Source organism: Teredinibacter franksiae (assembly GCF_014218805.1).
Classification (GTDB): Bacteria; Pseudomonadota; Gammaproteobacteria; order Pseudomonadales; family Cellvibrionaceae; genus Teredinibacter; species Teredinibacter franksiae.
In genome coordinates, this window is record NZ_JACJUV010000001.1 from 2,704,966 (window position 1) to 2,720,050 (window position 15,085).

Annotated in this window: 14 protein-coding genes and 1 pseudogene; 10 read left to right on the forward strand and 5 right to left on the reverse strand. The window is 46.7% G+C overall.

Annotated elements, in window-relative coordinates:
* Positions 1-37 precede the first annotated feature (37 nt).
* From H5336_RS11295 to H5336_RS11325, 7 genes are all read left to right on the forward strand, one after another.
* Positions 38-346, forward strand: coding sequence for a transposase (locus H5336_RS11295; RefSeq protein ID WP_185234229.1), 309 nt, complete (start codon positions 38-40; stop codon positions 344-346).
* A gap of 11 nt (positions 347-357) precedes the next feature.
* Positions 358-1,209: an IS3 family transposase gene (locus tag H5336_RS11300; protein WP_313557731.1), complete on the forward strand. Its 852-nt coding sequence runs from the start codon at positions 358-360 to the stop codon at positions 1,207-1,209.
* Positions 1,210-1,569: 360 nt separating this feature from the next.
* On the forward strand, positions 1,570-2,853 hold the full coding sequence (locus H5336_RS23625; protein ID WP_185234231.1) for an LVIVD repeat-containing protein: 1,284 nt from the start codon (positions 1,570-1,572) through the stop codon (positions 2,851-2,853).
* Positions 2,854-2,873: 20 nt separating this feature from the next.
* Positions 2,874-3,554 carry a zinc metallopeptidase gene (locus H5336_RS11310; RefSeq protein ID WP_185234233.1) on the forward strand — a complete coding sequence of 227 codons (681 nt, stop codon included), beginning with the start codon at positions 2,874-2,876 and terminating at the stop codon, positions 3,552-3,554.
* Positions 3,555-3,594: 40 nt separating this feature from the next.
* Positions 3,595-4,332 carry a CPBP family intramembrane glutamic endopeptidase gene (locus H5336_RS11315; RefSeq protein WP_185234235.1) on the forward strand — a complete coding sequence of 246 codons (738 nt, stop codon included), beginning with the start codon at positions 3,595-3,597 and terminating at the stop codon, positions 4,330-4,332.
* A 483-nt stretch (positions 4,333-4,815) separates the two neighbouring features.
* The gene (locus H5336_RS11320; protein ID WP_185234237.1) at positions 4,816-5,769 is read left to right on the forward strand and encodes an alpha/beta hydrolase; all 954 of its coding nucleotides are present in this window, start codon (positions 4,816-4,818) and stop codon (positions 5,767-5,769) included.
* Positions 5,770-5,831: 62 nt separating this feature from the next.
* Positions 5,832-6,707, forward strand: coding sequence for a hypothetical protein (locus tag H5336_RS11325; RefSeq protein ID WP_185234239.1), 876 nt, complete (start codon positions 5,832-5,834; stop codon positions 6,705-6,707).
* A gap of 97 nt (positions 6,708-6,804) precedes the next feature.
* Here H5336_RS11325 and H5336_RS11330 read toward each other — a convergent pair whose 3' ends face one another.
* Both H5336_RS11330 and H5336_RS11335 read right to left on the reverse strand, forming a co-directional pair.
* On the reverse strand, positions 6,805-7,635 hold the full coding sequence (locus tag H5336_RS11330; protein ID WP_185234241.1) for a DUF2145 domain-containing protein: 831 nt from the start codon (positions 7,633-7,635) through the stop codon (positions 6,805-6,807).
* 1 nt (position 7,636) lies between these two features.
* Positions 7,637-7,966: a hypothetical protein gene (locus tag H5336_RS11335; RefSeq protein ID WP_185234243.1), complete on the reverse strand. Its 330-nt coding sequence runs from the start codon at positions 7,964-7,966 to the stop codon at positions 7,637-7,639.
* Positions 7,967-8,100: 134 nt separating this feature from the next.
* Between H5336_RS11335 and H5336_RS11340 the strand changes: the two genes are divergently transcribed.
* Together H5336_RS11340 and H5336_RS11345 are read left to right on the forward strand one after the other, a co-directional pair.
* Positions 8,101-8,838 carry a helix-turn-helix domain-containing protein gene (locus H5336_RS11340; protein ID WP_185234246.1) on the forward strand — a complete coding sequence of 246 codons (738 nt, stop codon included), beginning with the start codon at positions 8,101-8,103 and terminating at the stop codon, positions 8,836-8,838.
* Positions 8,839-8,929: 91 nt separating this feature from the next.
* Complete coding sequence (locus H5336_RS11345) at positions 8,930-9,400, forward strand: YHS domain-containing (seleno)protein (RefSeq protein ID WP_185234248.1); 471 nt, start codon at positions 8,930-8,932, stop codon at positions 9,398-9,400.
* Positions 9,401-10,164: 764 nt separating this feature from the next.
* Here H5336_RS11345 and katG read toward each other — a convergent pair.
* From katG to H5336_RS11360, 3 genes and pseudogenes are all read right to left on the reverse strand, one after another.
* Positions 10,165-12,383 (reverse strand): annotated as a pseudogene (gene katG, locus H5336_RS11350) (catalase/peroxidase HPI).
* Between the two features lie 435 nt (positions 12,384-12,818).
* Positions 12,819-13,595, reverse strand: a complete 777-nt coding sequence (locus H5336_RS11355; RefSeq protein ID WP_185234250.1) for an IclR family transcriptional regulator domain-containing protein — start codon at positions 13,593-13,595, stop codon at positions 12,819-12,821.
* Between the two features lie 86 nt (positions 13,596-13,681).
* The gene (locus tag H5336_RS11360) at positions 13,682-14,800 is read right to left on the reverse strand and encodes a family 43 glycosylhydrolase (protein ID WP_185234252.1); all 1,119 of its coding nucleotides are present in this window, start codon (positions 14,798-14,800) and stop codon (positions 13,682-13,684) included.
* 24 nt (positions 14,801-14,824) lie between these two features.
* On the opposite strand from H5336_RS11360, the gene H5336_RS11365 reads away from it, so the two are divergent.
* A complete protein-coding gene (locus H5336_RS11365) occupies positions 14,825-14,983 on the forward strand; it encodes a hypothetical protein (protein ID WP_185234254.1) in 159 nt (52 codons plus the stop codon).
* Positions 14,984-15,085 lie beyond the last annotated feature (102 nt).

A 15,085-nucleotide genomic window follows, 5' to 3' on the forward strand; every position in this document is an offset into this window, starting at 1 on the left:
TTAATCAGGGACAATAGAGCCCTTAGGAGTGTTTATAATGACAGCAAAACGTAGACCCTATAAAACTTATTCCAAAGAATTCAAACTTGAGGTGGTTCGCAGGATGGTGACGTCAGATCGGCCTGCCGCGGAGATTGCCAGGGAGCTGGGCTTGCGCCGGAATCAGCTGTACAAGTGGAAGGATCAGCTTGGGACGACTGGTGATGTCGCATCATCTAAGCGTGGCAGGCCGAAGAAAGAAGCTCAAAGTGATGTCGCAAGACTTGAGGCAGAGCTTAGAAAGCTCAGAGAGGAGAACGAAATTTTAAAAAAGGCCGCCGTGTTCTTTGCGAAGGAGCTGGACTGAAGTTCGCATTTATTCGCGAGCACAGCAAAGAACACACGGTAGTTAGGCTCTGTGAAGTGTTAGAAGTATCCTCCAGCGGTTATTACGATTGGCTGGATCGGCCAGAGAGTAAAACATCCCGGGAAAACAGACATCTTCTTGAGCGGATCAGAACCGCTCACGGTCGATCTAATCAGGTGTACGGCGCACCGAAGATACACAAAGATCTGGTGGCTGAAGGTGAGACATGCAGTAAACCAAGAGTGGCTCGAATAATGCGTAAGGCTGGCATTCAATCCAAGCTTCGGCGTAAGTTTGTAGTGACGACGGATTCGAAGTCAACAACACAACCGGCACCTGACCTCTTGAAAAGAGAGTTTACCGCTCAAAGTCCCGATAGAGCTTGGGTATCTGATACCAGCTTTATCTCGACACGCGAGGGTTGGCTTTATCTGGCTATCATGCTGGATTTGTACTCTAGGCAGGTTATTGGATGGTCGATGGCTGAGAAGAATAATACGGAGTTGGTTGAGGATGCCTTACAAATGGCACTCAAGCGGCGCGGGAAAGTGACAGATGTTATCGTTCATTCTGATCAAGGTAATACTTACGCATCGAGCCGGTACCGAAGCCTCCTGGAAGAGCAAGGGCTTCGTTGTAGCATGAGCAGAAAAGGTGAGTGTTTAGACAACTCTGTAGCTGAAAGCTTTTTTGGAAGCCTTAAAAACGAGCTTGTTCACCATGAGGACTACAGAACAAGGTCAGAAGCTAGGCGTAGTATTTTCGAGTACATTGAGGTGTTTTACAATCGACGTCGCCGCCATGCAACTTTAGACTATTTTACGCCAGTGGAAATTGAGGAAAGATATGCCCCCAATTTTTAAGTCCGTTTTTTTGTAGCAACCTCAGATTCAAATTAAATTATGAGTTACGGCCGTACCTGGAATAAAAATATCGAGTAGGGTGGCTAAGCCGAAAGCGCCTCCCACGCGGTGCCGGGTTTTAATTCGTTGCGGTGGTTGGGTGTTGGGGCGCTGGTGTGAAATAGGGTTTTGGTTTGTGCGGGAATGCATCCCGCTGTGAGGCCTCTGCGGCCAAGAGGCGCTTCTCGCAATAAAGGGTGGCGATATCGACGGTTATGTAGGCTTTTGAGGGCTTGCTCAAAAAGCACAGTACAAATTTGTACAAATGGCCTATTGGGGTTTAACGTAAAATAAAGCGATCTATTCAAAAAGGAATTTGTTGTGCCTTCATCAGTCTTCAATAAACGACATAAAACCTTCGCCGCCATCGTTTTATTGTCTAGCGCATTAATTCTTAAGCCTGCGATAACCTCTAGCCCTCCGCCATGCGTGACGGAATATGAGCACACCTACATGGGGTGGGAAGAGTTTCGTGCCCCCATTGCGGGTACCGCCCCGGCTGAACTTCGAGCAATCGGCAATGTGGTGGTGTACCAAGATCTTCTAGTGGTGCCCGAGCCCAATAAGGGTGTTCACCTCATTGACAATACAGACATCAGTGCTCCCCGCAAATCGAGCTTTATCCCTATAGTGGACGCTGGACAAATTGCGGTGGTAGATGATGTTTTGCTAGCCCGGAGCTATGTGGACCTAGTGGCAATCGATATCAGGAATGCAGAGCAGGCGATTGAAGTGGGTCGGGTACAAAATGTATTTCCCTATGACGATGCGCCTGGCGACAATGCGGAGGGTATTGTTGCTGCCGATCAAACCCAGGGGGTTGTGATTGATGTTACACGGCATTATTCCTGTTCTAGTGGTGGTAGCTATCATGACAGTACTTCTTATGGTGGCTGTGGTGGAGGTAGCAGCGCGTCACCTGCTGCATTGCCAGACAGCAGTAGTTTCAACGTGGGTGTCGCTGGCTCAATGGCGACTATGCTACTAGTAGAGCAACACCTTTATGTTTTATCACAGGATAACGTTATTACCATTTCCGTTGCTGAGCCCCAAGCGCCTAGCTTGACTAATACCCTCAATGTTAGTTTGGAAATGGAAACGGTTTACTATCACGATAATGCGCTTTATATAGGTACACGCACCGGTGTACAAATCTTGGATTTAACCGACCCGGCTCACCCGCAGAAAGCAGGCCTTTTTCAACACCCGCGCCAGTGCGATCCGGTAGTGGTCAGTGGCACCGTCGCTTATTCCACGCTGCGTTCCGGTTCAGGCTGTGGTGGTGCGCAAAATCAGTTAGATGTTCTCGATGTAAGTAATATTCAAAACCCGACTTTAATTACCAGTGTCGAAATGAACGAACCCTATGGGCTTGCAGAAGAAGGCTCCAACCTTTTTGTTGCCGATGGCGGCGCCGGTTTGAAAATACTCGATGTTATCGACCCGGCGAACCCGGTGCTTACCCACACTTATGCTAATTTTCCTGCGAAAGACGTTATTCTCAATGCCGGTCATGGTGTATTACAGGGCTATGAGCATATAACTCAAATTGACTACACAGATTTGGATAATATTATCGAGATAAGTAGAATCACCGTCGACTAATTCTAAATGGCTTTAAGCGCATGATATTTATTGTAGGGGGATTGGCCGTATTCCTTTTGGTATACGGCCCGCAATTCTGGGTGAAATTTGTTTTATGGAAGCACTCAAAAGATATCGGCGGTATGCCCGGTACCGGTGGCGAGTTAGCTAAGCATTTAGTCGAACGTTTTCAGCTAGAGGGTGTGACCGTAGAAGAAGGGTTGGAGGGCCAAGATCACTACAGCCCGGCCGACAAGCGCGTTTCCCTTAGTCCAAGTGTCTATGCTGGGCGTTCACTTACCGCCGTGGCCATTGCTGCTCACGAAGTGGGTCACGCCATTCAATTTGTTCGCGAAGAACCGGTTTCACAGTTGCGCAATAAATATATGGGTAAGGCCATAAAAATAAAAAAAGCCGGAACCGTTGTGCTTACCGTTCTACCCATTATCGCGATTATAATAAAAGTACCGCATTTGTTTGTGGTGGCCGCCATTGTGGGTGTTATAACAATGCTAGTTTCAATGTTAATGTACGTAGCGGTATTGCCGGAAGAATACGATGCAAGCTTTAATAAGGCGCTGCCGATATTGGCCGAAGGCTATGTACCCGAAAAACACCTGCTCGCTGTTCGCCAAGTTTTGCGAGCTGCGGCTTATACCTATGTTGCCGGTGCCCTAGCCGATGTACTGCGTTTGTGGCGTTGGTTCAGGATAATACGCTGAAAGAGCCGGGGGGTAACAAAGCTAATGAAAGGATTCATTAATGAATAAGGTTAAACGGACGTTGTTTTTATTCTTAGTGTTATTCATTATTTCGCCACCGATAATTTTTGGCTTTGTAGTGCAATACCAAGGTAATGTTACGCCCATTGCGGTGGTTTTAGCGGGTCTCATTTTGGTGACACATTACGTTTTTGTTACGGGTATTAGTTTGCGCTATGGCGCAACTGAATGTGTATATTTTTTTGGCTCTTGCACATGCGTATTTTTGTTTTTCGCCTGCCTACCGGTTTTATTGTATCTAACTAATAGCGCGATGTTCAGCCTAAAGTTTAATCTCAACTTTACGGGCATTGTACTACTCAAAATAATAATTTTAGCGCTTTGGGAAGAGTTTATTTTCCGCGTATTATTTTTCAAACTATGTGAAAATTGGATTCCCGTTTCTGCTGTAATAATTCTAAGCGCTGTATTCTTCGGCCTTATTCATTGGGGCCAGCATTGGTTGGATATTCTAACCACTATGGTTTTCGGCGGCATATTATTGGGCGTTCTTTATCATAAAACCCGTAGTTTAGCCGTGGTTTGGGGGTTTCACGTGGGTATTAATGTGTATTTCTTTACCGTGAATAAAGGCTTTACCTTGATAAATGTAGACGCCATTACCTGGCTTCAGCCCGAGCATATTGCCAATAGTGTTATTGCCGTACCGGGAATAGTTGTGCTATTGGTGTTATGGCGATTTCAGCGCAATGTCGAAAAGCTTCATTTCGCTAGCTAAAATGTGAGCTACTCAAATTTTTCTTCGGCTTTATTCATTAATTGGATAAACCAATCGTATGAGCGTTGCGATCGGTTCAGCCGCTGAAAGTGTGGCACTTGCTGGTGGTTGAATCCTTTGTGCAGAGCAGAATAGATTACAGCACAGACGAAAATGGCGTAACCCCAATGCCGACAGCAATAAGAACGGCTATTGGTGAACGGTAGATACTACTAATAGGTGCAACTACTGATAGGTGCAACTACTGATAGGTGCAACTACTAATAGGTGCAACTACTAATAGGTGCAACGTGGAGGCCGCAGCGGTACGCTCTTCATTTTTCTTGGTTTTCTCCCGGCCGCCGCCCAAAAATCACCACACATGTTGTGCTAGATCAGCGTCTTGCAGCCTGCTGTAGCTAAAATTTAGGCATTAAGCCGTGCGGCTAACCTAACACCCGCATAGGGTAGAATAAAGTAAGCTTTTTGCAGAGTACGCTAAACATGAAACGCCAATTGATACCAATTCTTCTTCTCTTAATGAGTATGCTTTATTCAGTAGCGACCTATTCTGGAGAAGGGCAAGTTATCCCCTTAACCGGCGTTGAATTACCCATCTGGCCCGGAGTTGCACCGGGTTCGGCAGGGACGACCGTTAAGCCAGCGGTTGTAGAGCGAAGCAAAAAACCTGCACATCCAGACCGGGCCGTCATTCACACTATTCAGCCAATTTTGAAAGTGTTCCGCCCAGAAAAGCCTAATGGAGCGGCTGTAGTAATTGCCCCAGGCGGTGGTTACCGACGTGTGGTTGTAGACAAAGAAGGGCCGGATACATCCGCCTGGCTGAATAGCTTGGGTGTAACGGCTTTTGTTTTATATTATCGAATGCCGGAAGACGATCATTTGAATGCCGAAGATGTACCTCTCCAAGATGCACAGCGCGCAATTCGCTATGTTCGAGCCAATGCGGCTCAGTGGGGTATTGATGTTAACCGCGTGGGTTACGCCGGTTACTCCGCAGGAGGGCATTTGGGCGCGTCACTAGCTGCTTTTTACAACAAGCAAATCTACACGCCCGTCGATAAGCTTGATGAGATTAGCGCCAAACCTAATTTTGTTATACTGGGCTACCCAGCGGCGGGGCTTTTGGGTGACGCAAGGGCAACCGATATCGACCAGTTGAAGGGGCGAGACAAGCTATTCTGGAAATATCGAATTGAAGCGCCCATTAGCGCCGTGCCTCCGCCCACGTTTATTTTTCATGCTGAAGATGACCCAGCGGTAAACCCGCAGCACGCGCAGCGAATTGCCACGGCCTTAAGAGGTGCAGGAGGTTCGGCGGCGTTACACATTTTTAGAACCGGTGGTCACGGGTTTGGTATTCGCGATGCTAAAGGCCCTGTTGCCCACTGGCCGAAACTATGTGAATACTGGTTGCGTAGTTTAGGTATTTTATAGGCTTCGCCAATTTATCAATATTTAGAGTATATTATTCCAAATTTAATTAAAGGTAGGGAAAAGTGTCTTACAGGGTAATAAGTTTAATAGCGTTAATGGGTGTTCTTTTTGGCTGTGGAGGTGAGTCCAGCAAAAATTCTGAATACGAAATAATAGAATTAGAGTTAGTCGATGATTGTGTAAATGCTAGCCCGAATTACCCACAGGCCTTGAATAAGGCAAGTATGGATTATGGCGACGGCTCTGATGGCGAACTGTACCTGGCCCACGGTGATATATTTGAGTTAGAAGAAAAAATTTATAATTTTGTCAACATCAATTTGGACCAAGGGTCACTGATGACCATATCCGATGAAATATTTGAGGGTGACGGAAGCATTCAAATAAATTCGTTGGGTGTTTGCAATTTACTTGGCGAAATTGATAATTCGGACTATAGAGGTTCTTTGACTATAAATTGCTACGGAGACTTTTTTTGGGCAAGTACGTACCGTGGTCCACCTGGAAGCTCTACGGTGATAGATGGCTCTGGCCCACAAGTGTATGTCTCGCCTAGCTCACAAGATCGATTAGATAATACAATGTCATCGGGTTTATCCAGCGTAGAAATTTTTATTGCTCAGGCGGCTTCTACAGGCACTATAGTGGGTTCATCCGATACGATAGTGGGGAAGGCGCTATCGCACGGTGAAGGTGACGGAATCACTTCAATCAATGAGGGTGTAGCAACGATTACGCAGGGAAACATTTTTGAATTTTCAACAATATCGACGCCTTTCGTTACTACTGCAGACGGAGAGCATACGCTAGAGATAGAGTTTAACGATCTCACTGAAACAGCAACAATATCGATACCCAGTAACACTGTAACAGAAGAATATACGTTCGAGTTGGAAGATAGCATTACTCGCCTAAACTGTGAAAAAATTAGTCATTAACGGCATCAGAACGTTGTGAAGGAAATAGCTGAAAGGAATAGAAGTTTCATAAGACTAAATTGACCCGAACCGTTCGGGCCAATTTCAGTCGTTTAATTTAAAGCAGCGGTGTAACGTTATCTGCTCCTTCAAAGGTAACCGCTAGCGTACTTAACGCATTTTCATTTAAGTAACCAGCTATGGACGTAAAGGTTGCGGTTGCAATGGTGTCGGTATGGTCCCGTATACTGATATCAGCTTTAACTACGCCGCCCAGTGCAATTTTCATGGGGTTTTCTTTAACCTCGGTTGGGGTGAAATGTGCTTTGGCGTTGGCCTTCAACCGTTGCGTATCGGTGGTGTCGTAGATGGCGGCATTAAGAATATCTAATGTATATTCGGTACAGTTTTGTAAAACGGCATTGAACGGGTTTGAGATAGCCGAATACTTGGGGTTGTGTAATTGCTCATCTTTATCGGACATGACCAACGCAATCAACTTTTGTTGTAATGCTGGTGTGGGAATGAGCACGCCCGCTTTTAGGCTTTTAGCCGACCAGAAGAAATCTACGGGGTAATCCACGACTAGCTCACTTCTATCCACTTTATCGGCTTGCTGATAAAGGTTGTGAATGGCATAGCCTTTTGCAGTTTTACCGTTCTCAAGGGTAATGGTGGAATAAATCGCAATAGCCGTATGGGTAAACTGAATTCCCTCGGGCAGCTCATCTTCGGGCCTGCCCTGGCGAGCAATAATAAAAGCGCGGGCACCTTTAGAGGCAGCGAAACGTTCCACCTGTTTAGCGAAGGTGGAAATTTGCTCTGGTTCAAAAATGGCATCTTCCGGCGCCGCACTACCCGCCCAAAGGCGGGCGGGCAGCACCAGCGTCAGCAGTGTGAGTAATACATAGGTAAATGTTAGGCTGGTGACTGGTGCTGGGGTTCTCATATTAAATCTCCTGTTGCTTCCTGGCATTTAGGTGGCGTGGTGCTGGGTCGGCGATAACGGTGTCATCGCTTATTTCCAGCGGCTCATCTTCCAGTGCGTAGCCCATCATTGAATCGCCAGCCTCACCGGCTGCCTTGCCCAGCTCGCCAATCACTACCAAGGGGGCCGCGGCAACCGCGCTAACGACTTTGGTGGTGGCTACACCCGTATGGGCCAAGGCCATAGCCGAGTGCTTGCCCGCTTGGCTGGCGTTATCGGAAACTGCCCAGGCGGGGGTCGTAAGTACCGCTGCGAGCAGCAATAGTGAAGTCACTTTCGTTGAGCTTTTCATAATATCTTTCCTTTGAGAATGTCCTTTTGGATTGCTGTTGCCAGCGAGAGCCATTATGGATAAAAGATATTTTAGGTAAACGAAAACTGATAATGTATAGCCGGCGTGTATATTAGGTATAGGATTTATAGACTATGAGTAAGATTCCAGAGATTTGCACGACACTTAAACAGCTGTTGAAGGAGCAGGGCTTAACCTACCTGGCGTTGGCAAATCAGCTGGAGATGAGCGAGGCCAATGTAAAGCGCATGTTTTCTCAAAACAGCATGAGCCTGAAACGGCTGGAAGAGATTTGTGAGATTTTAAACTATTCTCTAGCGGATCTGTTCAGGCATGCAGAAATGCGTGAGCGGCGTATTTCTGAATTAACAGAAGAGCAGGAAAAACTGTTAGTAGAGAATCCGCGACTGTGTTTGGTTGCCGTATGCGTAAGAGACGGCTGGCGTTTTGAAGAGATCGTGAATGAATACGCCATAGATGCACTTGAGTGTACGCGTTTACTGGCCCAGCTAGACCGTTTAAAGATGATCGAGTTGTTACCCGAAAATCGCTATCGGGTACTCATCTCCCAAGAGTTTCGCTGGCGACCGGGAGGGCCGCTGGAGCGCTTCATCACCAAAGATGTTATTAGCAAATTTATGGATGCTCGTTTTCAGGAGGCGGAAAGTTTCCGCTTTTACCTGCGGGGGGCTTATTCGCAGCATTCGATAAAGCAGTTGCAAAAACGCATGGATCAACTAACGGCAGAAGCCGCCCAACTCAACAGTATAGATGCAAAATTACCGCTTAGTGAGCGTACCCATATGGGTATATTGTTAGCTATGCGGCCCTGGGAATTATCGTTGTTTCAGGCGATGCGTCGGCAAAAATAAACGCTATTTACCGGCTAGGTGAACGGCGCTCTAAATGAACTTAGCGAGTATGCTACTGTCCTCACAGAGGTAACCCTCGATAGGAGGCTTCATGAAAACCCTTATATTCGTTTCAATATTGTTTTGCAGCAGCGTATGGGCAGCAGACCCACCAATCTACTCCCATAAATCCAAGGGAGCTATTAAGGGCGTGGATGTAGTCGCCTATTTTGGCCTGAAAGAGGGTGATAAGGCTGTTCTGGGCGCGGATGAATTTAGCTATTTGTGGCAGGGTGCCACGTGGAAGTTTTCCAGCGAGGAAAACAAAAACACGTTTATGGCAAACCCAGAAGCCTATGCGCCTCAGTATGGAGGTTATTGTGCCTTTTCCGTGGCCCATGGCTTTACGACGTCTATTCGGCCCGATAGCTGGAAAATTGTAGATGGCAAGTTGTATTTAAACTACAGCCGAATCTCATATTTACGTTGGCGGCTGGATAGCGAAGATAAAATTAAAGAGGCCGACGCAAACTGGCCAGGTGTGCTGAAGGTGTGTGAGGAGAGAGGAAATTGTAATGATTGATTAAGCCTTTGCTTAAGTGTTTTCCCTATTTTGAAATCGGAGACGTGTGTAAACGCATGGTATGATGCGACACGTTTCACGAGGGATTAGAATCCACCGTTAGCTGCCGTAGATGAATGCGGCAGTGATAAACATTCAGCCGCCTTTGGGCTATTATAGTTAATACTCCTAGAGCTACCCCAGTCTAGAGCTAACCCAGCCCAGAGTATTAATGCTCAAATAACCAATTTGCCCTAAACATGACCCGCTATTTCGTATTTTTTGCGTTCTTTACGATACTAGCTGCAGCTTCCTACCAATTTTTGCCCGCAAAGACCTGGGAATAGATTCCTGCAGATCGCCTTGTTGCTCATAATTACGATGACAGTATGTTCGAGGGTGACAGTTCTTCGAGCTGGATAGACAACCAAGCGAAAGAAAACGGGCGGGACAGAGTAGCGATTTATAGTGATGAATAAAAATGAGCTAACGGATTGCTAAAGGGGCGGGTACCCGTATCCAAGCATTATGCGGGATTTTTGGTGCAGAATAATCCTATTGCCGTGTTCTAGATGATTCCGTCTTCTTGCCTCACTATTGATATGAAGGGTTAAGCATTATCGCCGTGGCTAGAATCAATGTGAAGAGGTGCCCTTATGTCAAAAACAAAAAGGTTGATTGAAACGGCTTTTTCGAGGGCAGTGTATTGCGGCATAAAAAAAAGCAAAAAATGAAAAAAACCGGGAAATTAACCAGAATTTCCCGGAGATTATAAAAAATAATAATTAGAGATCGAATCGATCCAGCGTCATTACTTTATGCCAGGCGGCAGCAAAATCGTGTACAAACTTTTGCTTACCATCGTCGGCTGCATAAACCTCGGCTACTGCACGCAATTCTGAACTGGAGCCAAAGACCAAATCCACGGGTGTGGCTGTCCATTTAAGCGCACCGGTTTTACGGTCTAAACCCTCGTAAAGGCCTTCGCTTGTAGACGACTTGCGCCATTGAGTGGACATATCCAATAAGTTAACAAAAAAGTCGTTAGTTAAAGTGCCTGGGCGCTGAGTAAACACCCCGTGCTTCGACTGGTTTGTATTGGCGTTAAGCGCGCGCAAGCCACCTACAAGTACGGTCATTTCGGGTACGCTTAAGCCGAGCATATTGGCTTTATCAACTAACATGTCTGCCGGGGAACGCTGACTACTAGGGCTAAAGTAATTTGGAAAACATCGGCTTTGGGTTCGAGCACGGCAAACGAGAGGATGTCTGTTTGTTGCTGTGAGGCGTCGGAGCGACCTGGGGTGAAAGGTATTTCGATTTCATAGCCACGTTTTTCGGCCGCTTTTTCAATGGCCGCTGCGCCACCCAATACTATGATGTCCGCCAGTGAGATTTGTTTTTTACCCGATTTACTATTGAAGCTTTGTTGAACAGCTTCTAGGCGTTGTAATACGGAGGACAACTCCTTAGGGCTGTTAGCTGGCCAATCAATTTGTGGCTGCAGACGAACACGGCCACCGTTGGCGCCACCGCGCATATCGGTGCCACGATAACTGGCTGCCGAAGCCCACGCCGTGCGCACCAGCTCCGGTACGGTTAAGCCAGAATCCAATATTTTAGCTTTTAGTTTATTGGCGTCTTTACGGGTAATCAGCTTGTGCTTGAATTGGGGTACGGGGTCTTGCCAAATTAAAACGTCGCTCGGTGCATCGGCGCCGAGATAGCGAGTACGTGGGCCCATATCCCGGTGCGTTAACTTAAACCAGGCTTTGGCAAATGCCAGCGCGTATTCCTCTGGATTATCGAGAAAACGTTTGGATATTTTGCGGTAGGCCGGATCAAACTTTAACGCCAAGTCGGCGGTAAACATAATGGGTGCATGACGTTTTGATGGGTCGTGGGCGTCGGGTACGATTTTAACCTGATCTGCATTTTTAGGCACCCATTGTGTTGCACCTGCGGGGCTTTTCGTTTTTACCCATTCGTAGGCGAAAAGATTTTCCAGATATTGTGATGTCCAGGCCGTAGGGTTGGCAGACCATGCACCTTCCAAGCCGCTGGTAAAGGTGTCTTTGCCTTTGCCGCTGCCGCATTTGTTTTTCCAGCCAAAGCCCTGCTCTTCTATACCGGCTGCTGCAGGTTCTTTGCCAACACAATCGTGGGAAACGGCACCGTGCGCTTTGCCAAAGGTGTGCCCACCGGCAATAAGGGCGACGGTTTCTTCATCGTTCATAGCCATTCGAGCAAAAGTGTCACGAATATCTTTTGCCGACAGCAGTGGATCGGGGTTACCGTTGGGTCCTTCCGGGTTTACATAAATCAGCCCCATCTGAACAGCGGCTAGGGGTTTTTGTAATTTCCTGTCACCGCTGTAACGGTCATCGGCTAAAAATTCCTGTTCCGGCCCCCAGTTAACATGTTCGGCTTCCCAGTCGTCCTCGCGGCCGCCGGCAAAGCCAAAGGTTTTAAAGCCCATAGATTCGAGGGCGACATTGCCGGTTAGTACCATTAGGTCGGCCCAGGAAATTTTACTACCGTATTTTTGTTTGACCGGCCAAAGTAATCGCCTGGCTTTATCAAGATTGACGTTGTCTGGCCAACTGTTAAGCGGTTCGAAGCGTTGTTGGCCGCCAGCTGCTCCTCCACGGCCGTCGTAAATACGATAGACGCCTGCACTGTGCCACGCCATGCGAATAAAAAACGGGCCATAGTGGCCGTAGTCGGCTGGCCACCAGTCTTGCGATTGGGTCATCAGGGCCGATATATCTTGTTTAATGGCTTCTATATCGAGGCTTTTAAATGCCTTTGCGTAATTAAAGTCATCGCCCATCGGGTTAGACTTATCAGCATTTTGACGCAGAGCACTTAAATCTAATTGTTCGGGCCACCAAAATTGCGCGGGCTTGGCGTTCATGTTTTCTGCGAATGCAGAGGTTGGTGCCACCAGCGGTGAGAGTGCTACCGTCAGTGCAGCCACGAGGGGGAGCGTATGTTTAAGCATTAGAATGGCATCCTATCGATTTATTGGAGGAATAATCAGGCATACAGCAAAGGAGCATTCTAAGGACTAAAAGACAGCAACGTTGATACAAAAAATAGATGATCACTATCGATAAATAATATGATAGTTTTTATGTTCAGTTTTATCGATGGGTAGTCACATAAAAAACTGAAAATTGAATCAACTATTTTGTATATAGTGATATTTAATCAAATTTGTCGTTTTATAGACTAATTTTTCGTGTAAATAGCATATTGCGGACGTTTCCTAATCAACCGAATTTATGCATAGGCAGGCACTATTGATTTGATGGATTTAGCCAAATAACACTGTGTATTCTGTCGCAGGTGAAACCCTGTTATTGTGGGCGGATGTGTGTTTATTTTTGAGGGCTGCCCATTTTGATGGTCTATACGTGGCAGTTTGGAAATATTATCAATTGCAATACATCATTTCGTGCGGGTCGTCATATTCACCAATTAAAACTGAAGCCTCAATGAGTGCAGAAATTGTTTGTTCATAGGGGGAATGTGTTGAGCCATTCGGAAAATATAGCGTGGAGAGCGCGGCATATTCATTAATGCTATTAGCAATGGGGGTGGCTATTTCCTGTATATCCGGAATGGAAAGCTTTCTACTATAGAATTTTTCTGTTTTTATCCGTTCAATTTTTTCGATGAAATATTCAATCGAGCGCGCGCTAGAATAAGCGCGAAGTTGGTCTATAAAATTATTCAGCGCATGCCCATCGAAAACGGCTAATAGCGCAGCCCCGGCCGCGGATTGCATAACGGGCTGTCTGCGTCCAATTTTAATCGAAAGATCATACCTTCCGATATTTTTTGTACAGGCGACTGTGACAACTTCCGTTCCAGATAAAATTTCAAGGGCGCATAGGTGCCCTGTTTTTCTTGAGAAATTTTGCATTAGCGGTAGCGTACTTTCGATGAAGTTTTCGCGCTTTAACTTTGAGGATTTAATGGATAACGGTTTTTTGTGTAAGCTGTAGCCGGAATTTTGTTCGAATTTTATATAATGACGTTTCTCCAGTACAACCATAATGCGGTAAATTTCGCCAACAGACTTTCTAAGCTGAATAGCAATGTCAGTAAGGCCCAAAGGTTTTTTTTCGGTTGCCAAAAACTCGAGAATATCGAGTGCTTTGTTTAAAGAGGGGGCCGAGTAATTTACATTGTTGTGGTCTTTAATCATGGCGATGGCATGCTGAGGTTGTGTAAATGGTTGTTTTTTTCATGGGCGTGTTGGGATACGTTTATACCGAGGTCCTGGTAACTAAATTACTTACCAAATTTATTACTGGAAAAATTATCACTGAGGGGAAAGCCTGCTTGAGCACCTGCGGTGTTTGTTGGTGTAGGTAGCGGTTGCGATAAATCCCCGCCTAGCGCACGAAACCAGCCGTCTTTAGTCCACTCAATGGGTTCTAAAAGTGTTTGTCGGCCTAGGGTTCGAAAACCGTTTTCATAGCCGTGGTATACCATCCACCAGTCACCCTTTGGCCCCTCTACTAAGGTTGCGTGGCCGCGTGACCACCAGAGTTCGCGAGTAGATTCACTTCTTACTAGTGGGTTGTGGGGGCAATGCTCCCATGGCCCGTGTATGGAACGGGAGCGGGCGGCGATTACCATATGCCCGGTTACCGGGCCTGCGGTTCCACCTACAGCGGTTACCAGATAAAACCAGTTGTTATGTCTGAGTAGTTTTGGGCCTTCTGGGGCAAAGTTTTCGGTCACCCAGTCTTGCGGATATTGCCAAGGGCTGTAGGCGGCCTCCACTTCGCCGTCGGTTGCTAAACCGTCGTTTCGCAGGCGAATTTTACGAATGCCGTTGACGAATAAATAGCGTTTGCCGTCCTCGCCTATGGCGTGTCCGGGGTCGATACAACCGGCGATGTTTAAGTCGATGGGGTCGCTCCAGGGGCCGCGAATATCGTCAGTCCAGATCACAAAGATTGACCAGGGCTTACCCGCTGGCGCGGCGGGGATGTAAATATAGAAACGGTTGCCGACTTTACAGATATCCAGCGCCCATACGGAGCCGATATTTTTGTGCAGGGCGGGGCCAATAGACGTCCAGTTAATAAGATCTTTTGAGTGCCAGATGATGATGCCTGGGTAGGAATCGAACGACGAAAAGGTCAGGTAATAGTCGTCACCGTCTTTTAGTATTGTCGGGTTTGGGTGGTCGCCTGGCAGGATGGGGTTTAAAAATAGACCATTGCCAATATCGGCTTTGCGTTGGTTCTCAATGCCGCGCACCCAGTTCATTGGGTTTTTAGTACAGGGCCGGGCTATTTCTGGCGATCGCGCTGCGATGGCGTTAAGAGACACGAGTGGTGAAGCAAGTGCGCTTCCGGCGCAGGCTTTGAACAGCGTTCGTCTTGTGGTATTCGACATGGAAGAGCCTATCGGTTTTGTTATTTGGCTTTCACTTTGCGCCGAGTGTACGGAGATGAAGTGATGATGTTGAGTTGGCTAGTGGAAAGTGCAATTAAAATTTCTAATATTGATAGTAATAGTCGTTATAAATTGAATTTTGCCGCCGGCGTAGGTGCCTGCGACCCGAAGTACCGCAATTAAATGCGATGTGATTAAAAGGGACTGGTTTTAGTGAACAAAAAACAGTTTACATATGAAATGGTTTGCGCCGATTAGATGTTATAAACCTTGATCAGATTGCCG

What these genes read in the sequence shown, in the direction of transcription:
- H5336_RS11340 (WP_185234246.1), top strand. Translation starts at nt 8,101, where the DNA reads ATGAGTAAGATTCCAGAGATTTGCACGACACTTAAACAGCTGTTGAAG.
- H5336_RS11355 (WP_185234250.1), bottom strand. Translation starts at nt 13,595, where the DNA reads ATGATTAAAGACCACAACAATGTAAATTACTCGGCCCCCTCTTTAAAC.
- H5336_RS11310 (WP_185234233.1), top strand. Translation starts at nt 2,874, where the DNA reads ATGATATTTATTGTAGGGGGATTGGCCGTATTCCTTTTGGTATACGGC.
- H5336_RS11320 (WP_185234237.1), top strand. Translation starts at nt 4,816, where the DNA reads ATGAAACGCCAATTGATACCAATTCTTCTTCTCTTAATGAGTATGCTT.
- H5336_RS11360 (WP_185234252.1), bottom strand. Translation starts at nt 14,800, where the DNA reads ATGTCGAATACCACAAGACGAACGCTGTTCAAAGCCTGCGCCGGAAGC.
- H5336_RS11330 (WP_185234241.1), bottom strand. Translation starts at nt 7,635, where the DNA reads ATGAGAACCCCAGCACCAGTCACCAGCCTAACATTTACCTATGTATTA.
- H5336_RS11315 (WP_185234235.1), top strand. Translation starts at nt 3,595, where the DNA reads ATGAATAAGGTTAAACGGACGTTGTTTTTATTCTTAGTGTTATTCATT.
- H5336_RS11345 (WP_185234248.1), top strand. Translation starts at nt 8,930, where the DNA reads ATGAAAACCCTTATATTCGTTTCAATATTGTTTTGCAGCAGCGTATGG.
- H5336_RS11335 (WP_185234243.1), bottom strand. Translation starts at nt 7,966, where the DNA reads ATGAAAAGCTCAACGAAAGTGACTTCACTATTGCTGCTCGCAGCGGTA.
- H5336_RS11295 (WP_185234229.1), top strand. Translation starts at nt 38, where the DNA reads ATGACAGCAAAACGTAGACCCTATAAAACTTATTCCAAAGAATTCAAA.